This window comes from Klebsiella sp. BIGb0149 (genome assembly GCF_004362605.1).
GTDB lineage: Bacteria > Pseudomonadota > Gammaproteobacteria > Enterobacterales > Enterobacteriaceae > Klebsiella > Klebsiella terrigena.
In genome coordinates, this window is the sequence record NZ_SNYG01000002.1 from 270,778 (window position 1) to 285,609 (window position 14,832).

Genomic DNA, 14,832 nt, shown 5'->3' on the forward strand with positions numbered 1-14,832 from the left:
GAGCATAATGGCGCTGACTCTGTCCCTGAATACCAATCCGCTGGTTAACCGCTTTGCCGAACCTGAGGATCTGATTGATACCGTGGCGCGGCGGATTCGCATCCGCGATCTGCAGCTGACGCACGAGTTTATCAATCCCGGCTGGCCCGCACCGACCATCACCCGAATGACGCGGAGAATGCGCGCGGCGCTGGGCAAAACCGGCGTGCGCGTCACCTCCGGGATGACCGGCCCCTACGGGCGGCTGAACCACTTTGGCCATCCCGACCCCGCCGTGCGCCGCTACTATATTGACTGGTTTAAAACCTTTGCCGATATCACGGCGGAGCTCGGCGGCCGCGCCGTCGGCTCCCAGTTTGCCATTTTTACCTACCGCGACTACGGCGATGCGCGGCGGCGGGAGGCGTTAATCGACGCGGCGGCTGAGTGCTGGGCGGAGGTTGCGGAGCATGCGAAGGCGGCGGGACTGCAGTATCTGTTCTGGGAGCCAATGAGCGTCGGGCGCGAGTTTGGCGAAACCCTTGCCGCCTGCCGGGCGCTGCAGGCGCGGCTGGCCGCTGCGGGAATGGCGCTGCCGATGCGGATGATGGCGGATATTGACCACGGCGACGTCACCTCCCCCGACCCGCGCGACTATGATCCCTACGCCTGGGCCGAAACCGTCCCCCGCGACTCGCCGATTATCCATATTAAACAAAGCATGTTGGATAAAGGCGGGCATCGACCCTTTACATTACAGTATAATGTTAACGGACGGATCCAACCCCAACCGCTGCTCGACGCGCTCAGGCGCGGCGGCGCCGAGGATAACGAGATCTGCCTTGAGCTCAGTTTTAAAGAACGCGAACCGACCGATAGCCAGGTTGTCGCCGATATCGCTGAAAGCGTGGCCTTTTGGGCCCCCTATATCGATAGCGGAGTCGAGGATCTGCTGGTCTAAATGATTGGGCCCGCATCGCCCGATGCCGGCCGTTTAACAGGAGTGAGTCATGCCATCGTTAAGAGTCGCCTTTATCAAAGCCAACTGGCACGCGGATATCGTCAGCCAGGCCGAGACCGGTTTCCGCCAGGAGCTGGATCGCCAGCAGGCGGATTACGCCGTCGAGAGCTGGGATGTCCCCGGGGCGTTTGAAATGCCGCTGCTGGCCCAGCGGCTGGCGAAAAGCGGCAGCTATGATGCCATCGTCTGCGCCGCGCTGGTGGTTGACGGCGGGATCTATCGCCATGACTTCGTGGCCCAGGCGGTGGTCAGCGGCCTGATGCAGGCGCAGCTGGCAACGGAAGTGCCGATGTTCTCGGTCTCTCTGACGCCGCACAACTTCCAGCCCGCCGCCGAATTTATCGATTTTTACCGCGATCACTTCGTGAAAAAGGGCCAGGAAGCGGCGAAGGCGGTCCTGCAGATCCATCGCCTGCCGCTGTCAAAAGCCTGAGAAGATGAAATTAACCTCTCTTCCCGACGGCGACGACTCCCTGAGCCTGCGGGCGGCCTGGCTCCACTACGTGGGCGGGCTCACCCAGGCCGAGGTGGCCAAACGCCTCGGTCTACCGTCGGTCAAAACCCATCGCCTGATCGCCCGCGCGGTGGCGGAAGGCGCGGTGAAGGTGACGATTGACGGCGATATCGTCGGCTGCGTGGAGCTGGAGTCGCGCCTGCGTCACGACTACGGGCTCGATTTCTGCCGCGTGGCGCCGGACGTCGCCGAAGAGGGGCTGCCGGTGCGCGCCCTGGGGGTGGCGGGGGCGGACTATCTGCGCACGGTGCTGGCGAACAATCCGGATATGACCATCGGGCTGGGCCACGGGCGCACGCTGTCGGCCGCCATCCACCAGCTGCCGCGTCTCGACGCGCAGCGGGTGCGCTTTGTCTCGCTGCTCGGCTGCCTGACCCGCAACTACGCGCTCAATCAGCACGACGTCATGCACCGTATCGCCGAGAAAACCGGGGCCAGGGCCTATATTATGCCGGTGCCGTTTTTTGCCAACACCGTGGAAGACCGCGACGTGCTGCTCTCCCAGCGCGGCGTTAGCCAGATATTTGCAATGGCGGCGGCGAGCACGCTGAAGCTGGTGGGCATCGGCACCGTTGAACCGGCAGCGCAGCTGGTGGAAGCCGGGATGCTGGAAGCCCAGGAGATGCACGAGATCTCCGCGTCCGGCGCGGTGGGCGAGATGCTCGGCCACTTCTTTGACGCCCGCGGGCAGCGCATTGATAACGGCCTCACCGCCAGAACGCTGGCTGTACCGCTCGATCCGCACGGCCGGGACAACATTGTGGCCCTCGTCGGCGGCGCGGCGAAAGTGCCGGCCCTGCGCGCGGTGCTGGCCAGCGGCCTGCTGCGCGGGCTGATTACCGACGAGCTGACGGCCCAGGCCCTGCTCACCCCTCAGCCATAGTCCCGCCGGGCTACTTCATCAGCGCCTGAAACTGCGGGTTAAACTCGTCGAAAATAGGCAACGCGGCGGCGCCGAGCGCGGCGGTATCGGTGCCGGTCATGCCCATTTTCACCCGCATCCCCGTCAGGTAGCGCCCGCGCACCGACTGATACAGCGGCGGCAGGCGCGTCAGCACTTTTTCCAGCAGCGGCGCCGGCATCGTCCCGCCCACCACCACCGTTTCGGCATCAAAGACGCACTCCAGCAGGTTGATCGCCTGGCGCAGCGGCGGCAGCGCGCTGTCAATCCAGCGGTCGAACAGCGCCTCATCTACCGCCAGCAGATCTTCCGGCAGCGCCCGATAGGGGTCAAGGCCGCAGAACTCATAGGCCGCCTGCAGCGAAACATAGCGCTCAAGGCAGCCCTGATTGCCGCAGTAGCACGCCCGCCCGCCGGGCTGGACGACGATATGCCCGACCTCCCCGGCGTTGTGCGCGTGTCCGGTATAAATATGGCCGTCGGTAAAAATACCGGCGCCCAGCCCGGTGCCGATATAGAGATAGACAAAGGAGTTCAGGTGGCGGGCAACGCCGTGAAAACGCTCGCCGATGGCCGCCACCGTCGCGTCGTTTTCGAGGGTCACCGGCAGACCGCTAAGCCGCGCCAGCTCGGCTTCGACGTCCACGCCCTCCCAGCCGTTAAGGGTCGTCGGCCCGGTGGAGGAGATCCCCTCCACGCCAAAGGGCCCGGGCATCACCACGCCGATCCCCAGCACCCGGCCCCAGTCGAGCCCCGGCAGCGTACGCAGCTCCTGTATCACCTCGCCGATGCGCGCAAAGGTGGCACCAGGCTGGGGCTTTTGCACCAAAATGTGCCGGCGAAAATGGATCTCGCCGGTGAGATCGACCAGCACCACGATCAGCGTTTGGTGATCGAGATGAATGCCGATAGACCACGCGCTGGAAGGGTTGAGGCTCACCGGTACCGCAGGCTGGCCGCGCCCCGCCGCCCGCCGCGGCGCGTGGCTGGTGAGGATCTCCATCTGCTGCAGCTCGGCGACAATATTAGAGACCGTTTGCGGGGTCAGCGCGGTCAAGCGCGCCAGCTCCGCGCGGGTTAATTTGCCGTGCAGGCGCACGGCTTCAATCACCACCCGCCGGTTGTGCACCCGCGCGTGCTCAAGGTTTGTTCCCGATGTTTTCATCCTTTCCCTTCCTTGCCTTTCCCAGGCGCCCGATGCTGCAATTCTAGCCCTCGTCACAAATCCCGCAATCACATTCTCGGGCGGACTTTCGCATGGCACAGGCTTTGCTACGCTTATGCCAAGGGCCACGAATGACCTTGCGGCTGTATTGTCGCCCCGATTAAATCAATCAAATTGATTTAATAAATCATAACCCCTTTTTCTCAGTACAGCGGAGAGCCACATGAAATACCACAGCACACTTCGGGTGAAGGCCGGTCTGTTGGCTATGCTCGTCATCAGCGGTAGCGCGGCCGCGGCCGCCACCCAGGTCAACGCCCTGTTTATGACCCAGGCGGCGTACAGCGAAAACGATATTCGTGCGATGACCGCCGACTTCGAAAAGCAGAATCCGGATATTAAGATCAACCTCGAGTTCGTCCCCTACGAAGCGCTGCATGACAAGATTGTCGCGGCGCGCGGCGCCGGCGGTAACGGCTATGACGTGGTGCTCTTCGATGCCATCTGGCCGGCGGAGTTTAGCCGCTTCGACCTGCTGCAGGACGTCTCGGCGCGGATCCCCGCCGACGAGCGGGAGAAGGTGTTCCCTGGCGCAATGAATACCGTGGTCTACAAAGGCAAAACCCTGGGGATGCCGTGGATCCTCGACACCAAGTATCTCTACTACAACAAAGCCATGCTCGAAAAGGCGGGCATCAAGCAGGTGCCAACCACCTGGCAGCAGGTGCTGGACGACGCCAAAATTCTTAAAGATAAAGGCGTGGTGAAGTACCCGCTGGTGTGGAGCTGGTCCCAGGCGGAAGCTCTGGTCTGCGACTACACCACCCTCGTCTCCGGCTTCGGCGGCAAGTTCTATCAGGACGGCAAGCTCGACTTCTCGACGCCTGCTTCCCTGAAAGCGGTCACCCTGATGAAGCAATCGCTGGACGACGGCCTGACCAACCCCGCCTCGCGCGAATATCTCGAAGAGGACGTGCGTAAAGCCTTCTCCAACGGCGACGCGGCGTTCGCCCTGAACTGGACCTATATGTACAACATGGCCAACGACCCCAAACAGAGTAAAGTCGCCGGCGACGTCGGCATTATTCCCGCCCCCGGCGATACCCCGGATAGAGCCGGCGCCGTCAACGGCTCGATGGGCTTAGGCATCGCCAAAGCCAGCCAGCATCCGGAGCAGGCGTGGCAGTATATCCACTACCTGACCTCGCAGCCGGTGCAGGATAAATACGCCAAACTCAGCCTGCCGGTGTGGAAATCCTCCTACCACGACCCGGCGGTCGCCCAGGGCCAGGAGAGCCTGATCGCCGCCGCGGATAAATCGCTGAACGTGATGCTCTCACGTCCGGAAACCGCCGACTATTCGCGGCTCTCCAACACCCTGCAGCAGCAGCTTCAGGCGGTGCTTCAGGGTAAAGAAGCCCCTGAAGCCGCCATGCAGACCGTTGATAAAAGCGCGGCCCGCCTGCGTTAAGGAGCTTTGATGCTGAGCTTGCAACAACGCGAGCGTCGTCAGGCATGGGTGCTGCTGGCGCCCATGCTGGTAGCGATGTTCCTGCTGACGGCCTGGCCGCTGGCGCGCACCCTGTGGCTGAGCTTTACCGATACCGCGCTGGTGGGAAACGGCGAGGCGACGAACTACGTCTGGCTGGAGAACTATCTCTATGCCCTGACCGACCCGGATTTTCGCGCCGCCTTCGCCCGTTCGCTCTACTTTACCGTGGTCTCCGTCGCCATTGAGGGCGTTATCGGCGTGCTGGTCGCGCTGTTGCTCAATCAGCGCTTTGTCGGACGCAATATCCTGCGGGTGCTGGTGATATTGCCCTGGGCGCTGCCGACCATCGTTAACGCGATGATGTGGCGGCTTAACTTTAACCCGGACTACGGCAGCATTAACGCGCTGCTCAGCCAGCTGGGGATCATCGACGGCTATCGCAGCTGGCTGGGGTCGCCGGACTCGGCGCTGAATGCGGTGATGCTGGCGGATATCTGGAAAAACTATCCGCTGGTCACGCTGCTGGTGCTGGCGGCGCTGCAGTCCATTCCTGAGGATCTGTACGAGGCGGCGCGCCTCGACGGGGCCGGATCGTGGCGGCGCTTTCGCGCCATCACCTTCCCGGCCATCGCCGCCCCGCTGGGCGTGGCGCTGGTGCTGCGGACCATCGACGCCTTCAAGGTGTTCGATATCATCTACGTGATGACCCGCGGCGGCCCGCTCGACAGCACCAAAACCCTCAGCTTTTTCGTCTATCAGGAGTCCTTCAGCTATCTGCGGGCGGGCAGCGGTGCGGCCTACGCCATTCTGATGACCCTGATGTGCGCCCTGCTGATCGCCCTGTATCTGTTTATGCTGCTGCGCCAGCGCCGCCGGAGCACCGAATATGAAGCGTAAAATCCGCACTCTGCTGCGCTATCTGGCGGCACTGCTGGTCGCCCTGTCGATTCTGGCGCCGATGCTGTGGCTATTTTTAATGAGCGTCAGCACTCCCGCCGATCTGACCCGCGTGCCGCTGGAGTGGCTACCGCGGCAGTGGGACTTTAGCCGCTACGGCCGCCTGCTCTCCCTGCAGCCCGGCGAGCCGGGGGCGCTATTTTTACCCGCGCTGCGCAACAGCCTGCTGGTCGCCGCCGGGGCGACGCTGGTCTCGCTGCTGCTGGCGGTGCCCGCCGCCTTCAGCTTCTCGCGCTATCCTGGCCGCGACGGCTGGCTGTACGCCGGGCTGGGGATTTACATGGTGCCGCCGGTGGCCTTCGTCCTGCCACTGTACTTTATTCTCGAACACTTCGGGCTGCTCAATACCCGCAGCGGGCTGGTGCTGGTCTACTGCTCGCTGATTATGCCGTTCCTCACCTGGATGGTGAAAAACCAGTTTGACGCGCTGCCGCAGGACATTGAGCAGGCCGCGCGCCTCGACGGGCTGCGGGTGTGGCAGGTGCTGCTGCGCATCACGATACCGCTGGCGAAACCGATGCTCGGCGCCTCGGCGCTGTTCGGCTGGCTGCTGGCGTGGGATGAGTTTTTCTATTCGCTGCTGTTTACCAGCAATATCGCCGCCCAGACCCTGCCGGTCACCATCGCCGGGTTTACCGCCGGTCGCGCCACCGACGATGGCCTGGTGGCCGCCGTCGGCATTCTCGCCTCGGTCCCGCCTCTGTTTATCGCTATCTGGTTACAAAAAACGCTGGTCAGCGGCCTCACTAACGGTGGAAGTAAAGGATAACTATGCACAAGCTCACCGCGCCCGTGCTCTATATCGCGGGCAATTACAATATTGATTTGATTATGGGCACTCTCGCGCAGTGGCCCCTACCGGGCACGGAGGTGATGCTGGAGCACAGCGCCCTGCGCCCCGGCGGCTCGGCGGGCAACTGCGCCCTGGCGCTGGCCGCCATGCAGATCCCGCATCGCACCATCGGCTGCCAGGGCGATGACGCCTTTACCGCCTGGCTGGCGGCCCAGTTTCCCGGCAGCGCCGAGCGCTGGCCGCAGTACGCCTGCGAAACCTCGCTGACGGTGGCGGTTACCCATCCGGATAAAGAGCGCTCCTTCCTCAGCAACTACGGGCATATTACCCGCCTCTCCGCCGAGGACGTTCTCGCCCAGCTTCCGGAACGGGCAACGGCCGGCGATATCGTCCTGCTCTGCGGGACGTTTTTGTGCACCGCCCTGCTGCCGCACTACCCCGAGCTGCTGCGGGCGCTGCGCCAGCGCGGTTTTCAGGTCGCCGTGGATACCGGCTGGCCGCCGCAGAGCTGGGACCCGGCGCTGCGCGAAGCGGTGAACCAGTGGCTGGCCGATTGCGACTGGCTGCTGCTCAATGAAGTCGAAACCCTCAGCCTCGCCGCGATGAGCGAGCTGCCGCAGGCGGCCCGCAGCCTGGCGTCGCGCCTCAGCGGCCGGGGCGGCTGCATCGTCAAATGCGGCGCGGAGGGAGCCTGGTGGTGGACCGCCGAGCGCGGCGACCGCGCGGCGGTGAAGCCGGTCGAGGTGATTGACACCATCGGCGCGGGCGACAGCTTTAACGCCGGCTTTCTCGCCGGGCTGCTAAGCGGCCAGCCGGCATCACAGGCGCTGCGCTGGGGCAACGCCGTCGCCGCGCACGCCATTAGCACCTCTCCCCGCCACTATCCCGACTGGCGAACCCTGCAACACCATATTGAGGAGACCGCCGATGGCCAGCGTTGAGCTGATAAAAGTCGCCAAGCATTACGGCAAACAGACGGTGCTTCTGCCGCTGGATTTAACCATTCCTGACGGCAGCTTCACGGTGCTGGTCGGGCCCTCCGGCTGCGGGAAATCGACCCTGCTGCGGCTGCTGGCCGGGCTCGAGGCCCTTTCCGCCGGGGAGATTTTAATGAACCGCCGGCCGATCGGCGATCTCGATCCCGCCGATCGCGACGTGGCGATGGTCTTTCAGAGCTACGCCCTCTACCCGCACCTGACGGTGGCCGAAAACCTCGCCTTCCATATGCAGGTCAAAAAGGTCGATAAAGAGACGCAGAAAAGCAAAGTCCAGCATATCGCCAGCCTGCTGGGGATCGATAAGCTGCTAGCCCGCTACCCGCGCGCGCTTTCCGGCGGCCAGCGCCAGCGCGTGGCGATGGGCCGGGCGATGGTGCGCAACCCGCAGGTTTTCCTGTTTGATGAACCGCTCTCCAACCTTGACGCCCAGCTGCGCATGGAGCTGCGGGCGGAGATCAAATCCCTGCACCAGCGCTTTAAGACCACCATGATTTACGTTACCCACGATCAGGTTGAGGCCATGACCCTGGCCGACCAAATCGTGGTCATGCGCGAGGGGCTTATCGTCCAGCAGGGGCCGCCGCTGGCGATTTACGATCGCCCCTGCAACACCTTCGTGGCCCGCTTTATCGGCTCGCCGCCGATGAACCTGCTGGCGGGAGAGATAGCCAGCCGCGACGGGGTTCCCGGCGTGCGCTGCGGCGAGCTGTGGCTGGCGCTGCCGGAACGCTGGCAGCGGGCGGCGGCGGCGCAGGGAAGCGCGCCGGTCACCGTCGGCCTGCGCCCGCAGGATATCCAGCCGGACCCCAACGGCCTGCCCGGGACGGTTAACATCATGGAGGTGACCGGAGAGTCCACCCTGCTGCATCTCGACTGGCAGGGATTCCCGGTTCACGTGCAGGTCGCCGGACGCATCGACGCCCGGCTCCAGCAGCCGCTGAATCTCACCGCCCGACGCGAGAAGATCCACCTCTTCGATGCCGCCAGCGGCGTACGGCTGGCGGAGGAGGACTAGCCGACGCGGGCGCCCCGGACGGCGCCCGCGCTCTTTTCGGCGAAACAGGGTAAATAGCGGATACCGGCGATGACGCCGGCCGCGGCGCAGATCATCAGCGACATTCCCAGCGATTGCCCCCAGCCGACCAGCGCCAGCCCGAGACCAATCAGCAGATAGTAGGCGAGACCGAAAATGGCCCCGGCGGTGCCGCGACAATCGCTGTAGGCGCCGAGCGCCGAACCGAGCACCAGCGGGATCGCCATGGCGAAAGCGAGCGCCACCCCGGCCATCGGCAGCAGGAACCAAAGCGAGTCGCGCCACAGATACACCGCCGCGCCGCCGGCCAGATGGAGCCAGCAGGCGAGCAGCAGCATCCGCCCCTGAGTCACGCCCCGGCGCAACAGCCGGCGATTGAGCAGCGCCCCGGCCAGGGAGCCGCCGGCCAGCGCCATGCCGCTATAGCCAAACGCGGCGACCGGCAGGCGCAGCTGGGCGAAGATAAACGGCGCCAGGCTGTAGTAGCTGAACAGGCTGACGTTGAATGCCGCGACCAGGATAACCGCCAGGCCAATCTGCCGGTCGGTCGCCATTCGGCGCAGCACCGGCAGAAACGCCGCGTTCGTCTGCCGCGCCGGCCGCGTCTCCGGCAGCAGCCAGCCGCACAGCAGCAGCAGGACGCCGGCCAGCAGCGCCAGGGCGAGGAAGACGCCGCGCATGCCCCAGCCGGCGGCAAGCAGGCCGCCGATCCAGACGCCCGCAGCCGGGCTGACCGCCAGCGCCAGGCCGATAAGCGAAAACAGGCCGGCGAGCCGGCGGCCGCTAAAACGGTCCCGCAGGATCGTCTGGCTGACGACCGACCCGGCCGCGACGCCGAATGCCGCCACGATCCGCGCCAGCAGCAGCAGGGTGAAATCCGTCGCCGCCAGCGCCATCGCGCAGCCGAGGGCGTACGTCGCGATCCCCGCCAGCATCGCCGGACGGCGGCCGTAGAGATCGCTGGCCCGCCCCCAAAAAAGAACCCCGAGAGCAAAGCCGATAAAGTAAACCGCCAGGGTTTGCGCCGCCTGCTGCGCGCTGACGGCAAAACGGACGCTGATATCGGTCAGCGCCGGGCTGTAAATGGTTTCCACCATCTGCGGAAACATCAGTAATGCGGTGACCAGCACCACGGCCGAACGCCCGAACATATCCACCTCCTGATAATAAGAGGCGCTATTGTAGGCAGGTCGCGGATCGGACATTATAAACATAGTGACTATATATATCGGAAATCGGACATTATGGCGTGGCTCGATGCGCGGGCGGCATTCAACCCGGATGCGCTGAACAAAACGGTGGTTGGCGTCCGCTCGGCGCTCGGCAGCCACGACTCCGGCAGCCACCGGCACGACATGGCGCAGATCCTTTTCACCCGCCAGGGCTGCGTGCGCCTGACCCTCAACGACGGCGCGCTACTGTGCCTGCTTCCGCCCACCCGGGCGGCGTGGATCCCGGCGGGCGTCACCCATCGCGCGGAGATGAAAAGCATCGTCGACTACCGCTCGGTGTGGTTTCAGCCCTCCCGTTTCCCCGATCTCCCCGCGCATCCGGCGATCCTCAACGTCGGCCCGCTGCTGCGCGAGCTGCTGGAGCGGACGGCGGCAAGCCCGTGGGAAAGCGACTGGGAGAGCGGTACCGGCTGGCACCTTGCCGCCCTGTGCGCGGCGGAGATTAGCGCGGCGGCCCATGAGCCGATGATGCTCGCCCTGCCGCAGGATAAGCGCCTCGCCGCGCTGGGCGGTCAGAGCCTGCCGCCGACGTTACGGGCGCTGGCCGCAGAGTGCGGCGCCAGCGAAAAGACCATCAGCCGCATTTTGCGCCGCGATACCGGGATGTCCTGGCAGCAGTGGCGTCAGCAGTGGCGATTGATGAAGGCGGTGGAGCTGCTGGCGACGGGGAAGCGCATCACCGACGCCGCGCAGGCGCTGGATTTCGCCAGCGACAGCGCCTTTATCTACTTTTTCCGCACCATGACCGGCATGACGCCGGGACGCTATCTTTCGTCGTCGGCGGCGGTTTAGCGCTCGCCCTCCGGCGCGAACGGCGGCAGCTTCTGGAAGGTGTTCTGCAGCCCTTCGGACCACGCCCGGCGAATGGTCGTGAAGTAAGGATCGCTTTCGGTGATGCGATGCTGCTCGGCGCTGCTCAGGCTGCCGCTGCGGTAGAGCAGCGTATCCAGCGGCAGGCCGACGGAGAGGTTGCTGCGCAGCGTTGAATCAATGGAGATCAGCGCGCAGCACATCGCCTGCTCCAGCGGCGTGTCGATGGTCAGCACCCGATCGATAATCGGTTTACCGTACTTGCTTTCGCCGATCTGGAAATAGGGCGTATCGCGCGTGGCCTCGATAAAATTACCTTCCGGGTAGATGTGGAACAGGCGGTGCGTCTCCCCCGCCAGCTGGCCGCCCAGCAGCAGGTTACAGTTAAAGTTGGTATTGCCGCAGTTCTGCTGGTTGCTGCTGTCGCGCTGAATAACCTCCTGCAGCGTTTTGCCAATCAGCATCGCCGCATCGTACATGGAGCTGACCTGCATCAGGTTAGGCTCCTGCTGGGTGCGAATTCGCGCGCTCAGCAGGCTAATCACGCTTTGGGTGGTGGCCAGGTTGCCGGCGGACTGCAGCACCAGCACCCGTTCGCCCTCCTGCTGAAAAACATGAAGCTTTTTAAAAGTCGCAATATGATCCACGCCCGCATTGGTGCGCGAATCTGACGCGAATACCAGTCCATCCGCTAAACACATGGCCACACAGTAGGTCATCGTTCTCCGTTCCTGCCTCTATTGCTGCTGCGCCTGTTGAGAATGTTCGCGCACTTCAGCGTTGGTTAACATAACTTCCCCGCCGCCGCCCAGACGGGTACCGCGCACCGGACAGGCGTCAAGATAGTCCAGCCCGGTCGCCAGCCGCAGGTGCTGATTCAGGTTACGGGTATTATTGGTAATATCAAACGATTTCCAGCGCCCGTTGAGCCACACCTCCGCCCAGGCATGCATCGCCACGTGCTGCGCGTTATCGCTATAAACATAGCCGCTAACGTAGCGCGCCGGGATCGCCATCGCCCGACAGCAGGCGAGGAAAACGTGAGTATGATCCTGGCACACGCCCTGCGATCGCGCGAAGGCGTCGGCGGCGGAGTCCTGCACCTGGGTGGCGCCAGGCGAGTAGGGCATTTTGACCAGCAGCTCCGCCATCAGCTGATTGAGGCTCTCCTCCGGCTCGTCGGCGCGATAGAGGCCGCGGGCGAACTCGCGGATCCGCTCGTCGGCGCGGGTCAGCGGCGTGCAGCGCAGGAAGACCAGCGGCGAAAGCAGCTCCTCTTCGTCTACCCCGCTCTCTTCGTCCTCCTGCGCGATATCGACCACCCCGCTGGCGCGAATCGAGATCTCTTTATGCGGGTTATCCAGCGTCAATACGTGCAGCACGTTGCCCCACGCGTCGGTGGTCGTAATGCTCGCCCCGTCCGGCAGCGTCAGCGTCCAGGAGGTGATTTTTTGCCGGCCGGAGCTGCGCGGCGTCAGGCGCAGGTACTGAGTCGAAAACTTGACTTCTTCATCGTAGCCGTAGCGGGTCAGGTGGTCGATAACCAGTTTCATAGCGCCTCCAGATAGGTTTGTCTGATGCTGTCGGACAGGGCGTTAATTCGCGCCAGCAGCCCGTTGAGGTAACTCTGCAGATCGGCGCTGGCCAGCTCTTCCCGGGTGCTGAAGCGCAGATCGACGTTCAGCTGATGCGCCAGGCGCAGCGGCAGATGGGAGCGATCGTTGGCGATATGCTCCAGCTGGCCGACCAGGTCGGAAATGGAGGCCCTGAGCGAGCGCGGGACGTCGTTGCGCAAAATTAGCAGCTCCATCACCGTCTCCCGGCTCACCGGCTGGCGGTAGATGCTGTTGTAGGCTTCGCGGGCGCTGACCGCGTTCAGCAGCGTGTCCAGCCGGTAGTACTCGCGCACCGGATCCGGGTCGCTGCTCAGCTGCTGATCCTTGACCAGCAGCAGCTGGGTGGTAGCGTAGGCCCGTTCAATCAGCGTGCCGATGCCGATAAAGCTGAGGGCGTCGTTGCGCAGCAGCGTGCCAAGCACCGCGCCGCGAAACAGGTGCACCCGCTCTTTTACCCACTCAAGGAAACCGTCGCTGCCGAGCTCGCTAATCCCCTGCTGGCGTAGCCTGCGCAGCTCAATGCGCGTCGCGTTAATGCACTCCCATACCTCCGCGGAGAGGCTGCCGCGCACCGCGTGGGCGTTATTCCACGCCATCTCGACGCAGCTGTAGATGCTGCCGGGGTTGTTGCCGTCGAGGGCAAAAAAGTTGAACAGGTTACCCATCGAGAAACGCGCGTGGCGCTCCTGAAACAGCTCGTGGGTCTGCGACAGGTTCAGCGGCAGGGCCAGATCCCGCGCCTGCTGGCTATGGCGGGGGATCATCGAGAGTTTGCAGGTTACGTCGAGCACCCGGGCGTAGCTTTCCGCACGCTCCAGATAGCGCGCCATCCAGAACAGTTCACTCGCTGTACGACTTAGCATGATTCGTCATCCTCCATCACCCAGGTATCTTTGGTGCCGCCGCCCTGCGATGAGTTCACCACCAGCGAGCCTTCCGTCAGCGCCACCCGCGTCAGGCCGCCGGGCACCAGGCGGATCTCCTGGCCGGAAAGCACGAACGGACGCAGATCGATATGTCGGGGCGACAGGCCGTCTTCGACGAAGGTCGGGCAGGTCGAGAGCGCGAGGGTATCCTGGCCGATGTAGTTGGCCGGGTTTGCCAGCAGGCGCTGGCGGAACGCTTCGCGCTCCTCTTTCGTCGAGCGCGGGCCGACCAGCATGCCGTAGCCGCCGGCGCCGTGCACTTCCTTGACCACCATCCGCTCGAGGTTGTTCAGCACGAACTGCAGGTCTTCCGGCTTGCGGCACTGCCAGGTCGGGATGTTGTTGAGGATCGGCTGTTCGCCAAGGTAGAAACGGATCATCTCCGGCACGAAGGGGTAGATCGATTTATCGTCGGCCACGCCGGTGCCGATCGCGTTCGCCAGCACCACCCCGCCCGCCCGGTAGACCGACAGCAGGCCGGGAACGCCGAGCATCGAATCGGCGCGGAAGGCCAGCGGGTCGAGATAGGCGTCGTCGACGCGGCGGTAGATAACGTCGACCCGCCGCGGCCCCTCGGTGGTGCGCATGTAGACCGCGCCGGCTTTAATAAACAGATCGGCGCTCTCCACCAGCTCAACCCCCATCTGCTGGGCAAGAAAGCTGTGCTCAAAATAGGCGCTGTTAAAGCGCCCCGGCGTCATCACCACCACGCAGGGATCGTCCACGGGGGAGCTTTCGCGCAGGGTTTGCAGGAGATAGCCCGGGTAGCGCTCCACCGGCGCAATGTGGTGCTGCTCAAACATCTCCGGGTAGAGGCGCATCATCATCTTGCGGTTTTCAAGCATATAGGAGACGCCCGACGGCGTGCGCAGGTTGTCCTCCAGCACGTAGTACTGACCGTCGCTGTTGCGCACCATATCGACCCCGGTGATATGGGCGTAGATATTATTGGGCAGATTAATTCCCTGCATGCAGGGCTGGTACTGCTCATTGGCCAACACCTGTTCCGCCGGAATAATTCCGGCGCGCAGGATATTCTGCTCGTGGTAGATATCGTAAAGGAAGGCGTTTAGCGCCTTCACCCGCTGGCGGATGCCGCGATCGATGCGCCGCCACTCTGCGGCGGGAATAATGCGCGGTACGCTGTCAAACGGGATCAGCCGTTCGGTCCCCTCGCCTTCGCCATACACGTTAAAGGTGATGCCGATGCGGTGAAAAAGCAGCTCCGCCTGCTCTTTTTTTTGCCGGATAGAGAATTGATCGGTGTTGTGAAACCATTGCCACCAGGCGTTATAGTGCTGGCGCTGCTGTCCCTCGACGGTAAGCATCTCGTCATAATAATGCCCGTCAGGAAGCGTTATTTTTATCATGGCCGTCTCCTCCGGTTGTACTCAC

At 63.7% G+C, this 14,832-nt stretch carries 15 protein-coding genes; 9 read left to right on the forward strand and 6 right to left on the reverse strand.

What is annotated here, in order from left to right; all coding sequences use genetic code 11:
• Positions 1 to 7 precede the first annotated feature (7 nt).
• From EDF75_RS08040 to EDF75_RS08050, 3 genes are read left to right on the forward strand one after another with little or no spacing between them, the layout of a single operon-like run.
• The gene (locus tag EDF75_RS08040) at positions 8 to 940 is read left to right on the forward strand and encodes a sugar phosphate isomerase/epimerase family protein (protein ID WP_133598376.1); all 933 of its coding nucleotides are present in this window, start codon (positions 8 to 10) and stop codon (positions 938 to 940) included.
• A 49-nt stretch (positions 941 to 989) separates the two neighbouring features.
• On the forward strand, positions 990 to 1,433 hold the full coding sequence (locus tag EDF75_RS08045; RefSeq protein WP_133598378.1) for a 6,7-dimethyl-8-ribityllumazine synthase: 444 nt from the start codon (positions 990 to 992) through the stop codon (positions 1,431 to 1,433).
• A gap of 4 nt (positions 1,434 to 1,437) precedes the next feature.
• On the forward strand, positions 1,438 to 2,397 hold the full coding sequence (locus EDF75_RS08050) for a sugar-binding transcriptional regulator (RefSeq protein ID WP_133598380.1): 960 nt from the start codon (positions 1,438 to 1,440) through the stop codon (positions 2,395 to 2,397).
• Between the two features lie 10 nt (positions 2,398 to 2,407).
• Here EDF75_RS08050 and EDF75_RS08055 read toward each other — a convergent pair whose 3' ends face one another.
• Positions 2,408 to 3,580 (reverse strand): ROK family transcriptional regulator, encoded by a 1,173-nt coding sequence (locus EDF75_RS08055; RefSeq protein ID WP_133598382.1) that lies wholly within the window; start codon positions 3,578 to 3,580, stop codon positions 2,408 to 2,410.
• A gap of 223 nt (positions 3,581 to 3,803) precedes the next feature.
• Here EDF75_RS08055 and EDF75_RS08060 point away from each other — a divergent pair, with 223 nt between their 5' ends.
• Genes EDF75_RS08060 through EDF75_RS08080 form a run of 5 tightly spaced genes read left to right on the forward strand, consistent with a single transcriptional unit; the run spans position 3,804 to position 8,835 of the window.
• A complete protein-coding gene (locus tag EDF75_RS08060) occupies positions 3,804 to 5,051 on the forward strand; it encodes an extracellular solute-binding protein (RefSeq protein ID WP_133598384.1) in 1,248 nt (415 codons plus the stop codon).
• Positions 5,052 to 5,060: 9 nt separating this feature from the next.
• Positions 5,061 to 5,969, forward strand: coding sequence for a carbohydrate ABC transporter permease (locus EDF75_RS08065; RefSeq protein WP_133598386.1), 909 nt, complete (start codon positions 5,061 to 5,063; stop codon positions 5,967 to 5,969).
• Entirely contained in the window at positions 5,959 to 6,798 is an 840-nt protein-coding gene (locus EDF75_RS08070; protein WP_133598388.1) for a carbohydrate ABC transporter permease, read from the forward strand. Before EDF75_RS08065 ends, EDF75_RS08070 begins: the two co-directional genes overlap by 11 nt.
• A gap of 2 nt (positions 6,799 to 6,800) precedes the next feature.
• A complete protein-coding gene (locus tag EDF75_RS08075) occupies positions 6,801 to 7,763 on the forward strand; it encodes a carbohydrate kinase family protein (RefSeq protein WP_133598390.1) in 963 nt (320 codons plus the stop codon).
• Positions 7,750 to 8,835, forward strand: coding sequence for an ABC transporter ATP-binding protein (locus tag EDF75_RS08080; protein ID WP_133598392.1), 1,086 nt, complete (start codon positions 7,750 to 7,752; stop codon positions 8,833 to 8,835). Before EDF75_RS08075 ends, EDF75_RS08080 begins: the two co-directional genes overlap by 14 nt.
• On the opposite strand, the gene EDF75_RS08085 is transcribed toward EDF75_RS08080, so the two are convergent.
• Positions 8,832 to 10,004, reverse strand: a complete 1,173-nt coding sequence (locus EDF75_RS08085; protein ID WP_133598394.1) for an MFS transporter — start codon at positions 10,002 to 10,004, stop codon at positions 8,832 to 8,834. The genes EDF75_RS08080 and EDF75_RS08085 overlap by 4 nt on opposite strands.
• Positions 10,005 to 10,097: 93 nt before the next feature.
• Between EDF75_RS08085 and EDF75_RS08090 the strand changes: the two genes are divergently transcribed.
• Entirely contained in the window at positions 10,098 to 10,877 is a 780-nt protein-coding gene (locus EDF75_RS08090; protein ID WP_133598396.1) for an AraC family transcriptional regulator, read from the forward strand.
• Here EDF75_RS08090 and EDF75_RS08095 read toward each other — a convergent pair.
• From EDF75_RS08095 to EDF75_RS08110, 4 genes are read right to left on the reverse strand one after another with little or no spacing between them, the layout of a single operon-like run.
• Positions 10,874 to 11,614, reverse strand: a complete 741-nt coding sequence (locus EDF75_RS08095) for a proteasome-type protease (protein ID WP_133598398.1) — start codon at positions 11,612 to 11,614, stop codon at positions 10,874 to 10,876. The genes EDF75_RS08090 and EDF75_RS08095 overlap by 4 nt on opposite strands.
• 18 nt (positions 11,615 to 11,632) lie before the next feature.
• Positions 11,633 to 12,448 (reverse strand): transglutaminase family protein, encoded by an 816-nt coding sequence (locus tag EDF75_RS08100; protein WP_133598400.1) that lies wholly within the window; start codon positions 12,446 to 12,448, stop codon positions 11,633 to 11,635.
• On the reverse strand, positions 12,445 to 13,374 hold the full coding sequence (locus EDF75_RS08105; RefSeq protein WP_133598401.1) for an alpha-E domain-containing protein: 930 nt from the start codon (positions 13,372 to 13,374) through the stop codon (positions 12,445 to 12,447). The genes EDF75_RS08100 and EDF75_RS08105 overlap by 4 nt, the downstream gene beginning before the upstream one ends.
• A complete protein-coding gene (locus EDF75_RS08110; RefSeq protein ID WP_133598403.1) occupies positions 13,368 to 14,807 on the reverse strand; it encodes a circularly permuted type 2 ATP-grasp protein in 1,440 nt (479 codons plus the stop codon). The genes EDF75_RS08105 and EDF75_RS08110 overlap by 7 nt, the downstream gene beginning before the upstream one ends.
• Positions 14,808 to 14,832: the final 25 nt, after the last annotated feature.

What these genes read in the sequence shown, in the direction of transcription:
- EDF75_RS08040 (WP_133598376.1), top strand. Translation starts at nt 8, where the DNA reads ATGGCGCTGACTCTGTCCCTGAATACCAATCCGCTGGTTAACCGCTTT.
- EDF75_RS08045 (WP_133598378.1), top strand. Translation starts at nt 990, where the DNA reads ATGCCATCGTTAAGAGTCGCCTTTATCAAAGCCAACTGGCACGCGGAT.
- EDF75_RS08050 (WP_133598380.1), top strand. Translation starts at nt 1,438, where the DNA reads ATGAAATTAACCTCTCTTCCCGACGGCGACGACTCCCTGAGCCTGCGG.
- EDF75_RS08055 (WP_133598382.1), bottom strand. Translation starts at nt 3,580, where the DNA reads ATGAAAACATCGGGAACAAACCTTGAGCACGCGCGGGTGCACAACCGG.
- EDF75_RS08060 (WP_133598384.1), top strand. Translation starts at nt 3,804, where the DNA reads ATGAAATACCACAGCACACTTCGGGTGAAGGCCGGTCTGTTGGCTATG.
- EDF75_RS08065 (WP_133598386.1), top strand. Translation starts at nt 5,061, where the DNA reads ATGCTGAGCTTGCAACAACGCGAGCGTCGTCAGGCATGGGTGCTGCTG.
- EDF75_RS08070 (WP_133598388.1), top strand. Translation starts at nt 5,959, where the DNA reads ATGAAGCGTAAAATCCGCACTCTGCTGCGCTATCTGGCGGCACTGCTG.
- EDF75_RS08075 (WP_133598390.1), top strand. Translation starts at nt 6,801, where the DNA reads ATGCACAAGCTCACCGCGCCCGTGCTCTATATCGCGGGCAATTACAAT.
- EDF75_RS08080 (WP_133598392.1), top strand. Translation starts at nt 7,750, where the DNA reads ATGGCCAGCGTTGAGCTGATAAAAGTCGCCAAGCATTACGGCAAACAG.
- EDF75_RS08085 (WP_133598394.1), bottom strand. Translation starts at nt 10,004, where the DNA reads ATGTTCGGGCGTTCGGCCGTGGTGCTGGTCACCGCATTACTGATGTTT.
- EDF75_RS08090 (WP_133598396.1), top strand. Translation starts at nt 10,098, where the DNA reads ATGGCGTGGCTCGATGCGCGGGCGGCATTCAACCCGGATGCGCTGAAC.
- EDF75_RS08095 (WP_133598398.1), bottom strand. Translation starts at nt 11,614, where the DNA reads ATGACCTACTGTGTGGCCATGTGTTTAGCGGATGGACTGGTATTCGCG.
- EDF75_RS08100 (WP_133598400.1), bottom strand. Translation starts at nt 12,448, where the DNA reads ATGAAACTGGTTATCGACCACCTGACCCGCTACGGCTACGATGAAGAA.
- EDF75_RS08105 (WP_133598401.1), bottom strand. Translation starts at nt 13,374, where the DNA reads ATGCTAAGTCGTACAGCGAGTGAACTGTTCTGGATGGCGCGCTATCTG.
- EDF75_RS08110 (WP_133598403.1), bottom strand. Translation starts at nt 14,807, where the DNA reads ATGATAAAAATAACGCTTCCTGACGGGCATTATTATGACGAGATGCTT.